The sequence below is a fragment of the Acinetobacter sp. TUM15064 genome (assembly GCF_008980265.1).
Classification (GTDB): Bacteria; Pseudomonadota; Gammaproteobacteria; order Pseudomonadales; family Moraxellaceae; genus Acinetobacter.
Genome location: NZ_BKFU01000130.1, coordinates 1 through 2,348, shown reverse-complemented (window position 1 = coordinate 2,348; position 2,348 = coordinate 1). Strand labels below are relative to the sequence as shown.

General features: G+C 38.9%; 2 protein-coding genes and 1 pseudogene. 1 reads left to right on the top strand and 2 read right to left on the bottom strand.

Translation table 11 applies throughout. The annotated features are described in order from the left end of the window. On the bottom strand, positions 1-262 hold a 262-nt coding region (locus GBI16_RS17940; RefSeq protein ID WP_151707600.1), incomplete at its 3' end, for a tautomerase family protein. A 224-nt stretch (positions 263-486) separates the two neighbouring features. Here GBI16_RS17940 and GBI16_RS17935 point away from each other — a divergent pair. Then, positions 487-1,527 (top strand): TauD/TfdA family dioxygenase, encoded by a 1,041-nt coding sequence (locus GBI16_RS17935; RefSeq protein ID WP_086210745.1) that lies wholly within the window; start codon positions 487-489, stop codon positions 1,525-1,527. A gap of 34 nt (positions 1,528-1,561) precedes the next feature. Here the strand turns inward: GBI16_RS17935 and GBI16_RS17930 are convergent. Further along, positions 1,562-2,221, bottom strand: a pseudogene (locus GBI16_RS17930) (PQQ-dependent sugar dehydrogenase); the annotation flags it as partial. Positions 2,222-2,348: the final 127 nt, after the last annotated feature.

Genomic DNA, 2,348 nt, shown 5'->3' with positions numbered 1-2,348 from the left:
GAACTAGGAGTTGATACAGTCTTCGTTTAGTCTCTAGCGATCTTCCAACAAAGCAATCAACTTCAATCCAAGTAAAAGAAGCGGGTTGTGTTAAATAAAGTGGATACGCAAAATGCTCAGGTGCATGCTCAACTAAACGAATATTGCGATCATATTGGGGGAGTTGAAACGCAGTAGATAATGCCGTATGGACTGCTTCAATTATCGCTCGCGCTTCATCCTGACTATAGTTTTTACGAACATGAATTTGGGTACTTGGCATCACACATCCTCTATTCTTTTATTATTAAAGTTTTTCATTTTTGATATTCGTAACCACAGTGCGATTAAGCTGACCGTTTATCGTTATATCAGGCATAGCAACCAAATATTACATCAATATAACGCACTACGTTCTATACTTTTGCCCATCTGAACGTCGGGCAGTTTTGCGCAAAACGTTTTTATATAAAATCAATTAAAAACAAGAAGAACAGAGAACACCTCATGCAACTGAGTACTACATATTTAACTGATTATTGCAAAATCTATGTCGCAGACCCTGAATATACGCAGGCAGATGCTTTAGCAGCCTATTGTAGAGTTCATCGTACTGAAATCATGCAACAACTCCATCAGCATGGGATTTTATTATTCCGCGGTTTCAAGATAGAACGCAGCTATGAATTCTACGAACTTATTGAACAACATTTACAACTTGAACCAAGGAATAGTATTACTCCGAATACGCAGGGCTGGTTTGCCACACTTATGCGTAAGCACAGTGAAAAACTTTTCGGTATAAATAATGAGAAGCTGTACCACAATCACAATATCGTACAATTGAAACCTCGTGAGAATGCCATTCAAAACTTACATATCCAAGGAAGTATGCATTCAACCCGATCACGTTATGTTGCACTGTTTTGCCAACAGACTTCCACTCATCTGGCGGAAACAGGTTTTAATGACTTAGAAAAAATTTGGAACCAGTTTCCAACCAGTATTCAAAAAAAATATTTAGGCGCGTGGAGCCATTTTTCTTATATTTCAATCCGTAAACTCAATATATTAGACCGTTTACTATTAAAGAACAGCCCATTTTATTTAAGCAAGCTAACCAATAAAAGAGCCAAACTCACCTTAAAACGCTCTCCCTTCGTCATCACCCATCCTGATACTCAAAGACTAGCGATCCAACCGTGGGTCTTTGCTAATAATACCCATACCTTTGCACACCACACGACACAAACTATATGTAAGCATCGCGGATCACTTCAATCAGGTTTTACAGCGAATCACATGCAATTGTCTTGGGAACTCTTCACATACACAGGTGAAAAAATTGAGTGGACGCATCAGGAAAAACAGCAATACTTTGATGCACTCTATCGTGATGCACTTTTAGTTCAATGGCAACAAGGAGATATCGCCTTAGTCGATAATATTAAAATTGCACATTGGCGTATCAATAATGGAAATGAAAACCATAACTTGCTTCAAATTCAAGCCAATGTTTTCCATGCCGATCTACACTCTGCTATTTAAAATTCATCGCTTAGTCATATTTCTTTTAATATGACTAAAGTTTGACCAGTTGAATTAAATCAGCATGCTTCCCATCCTCAATCACCCAAATACTGCCATCTTTCGCTTGTTGTAAACCACGGATACGTTGTTTCATATCTATCCGTTGAATTTCTTTTGCTAGCTGTGCTGTGGTGTCTACAATAATCAACGCTTCAGATGAAAGCCCGCCAATGATGGCTTTACCCTGCCACTTGGGAAACATCTGTCCCGTATAAAAAATCAAACTCGATGGAGAAATCACAGGGGTCCAGTCCAATTTCGGTGCTTCAAACTCAGGTCGCGTAACATGGTCAGGGATATTCAAACCACTATAATGATCACCATTGGAAACCACTGGATAACCATAGTTTTTCCCTTTCTGGATCAAATTAAGCTCATCACCACCTTTCGGACCCATTTCAACCACCCAAAGTTGACCTTGTTCATCAAAAGCCATACCTAAAGGATTACGATGCCCGAAACTCCAGACTTGTTTCGCTACTTCACCTTGCGACTGAAAAGGATTATCCACTATCACTGAGCCATCATCATTAATCCGAATGATTTTCCCAAGATTCGATGTCAAGTCTTGGGCAGGATCAAATTTCTGTCTCTCACCAGAGCTAATCCATAGTTTTCCAAAACCATCAAACAGTACACGATGTGCATAATGCTGTCAACGGCAATTTAAAACTGACCCCTTTTACCTTAAAAACAGCAAAGTAAAATTGACCCCTTTGATGATTTATTAAGACTCAATTTGTGGTTGAATTCCTACTCTCTTTTTATCCTTCAAACGA

Bases quoted from the DNA above. Each gene is read 5' to 3' on its own strand.
- GBI16_RS17935 (WP_086210745.1), top strand. From the start codon at position 487: ATGCAACTGAGTACTACATATTTAACTGATTATTGCAAAATCTATGTC.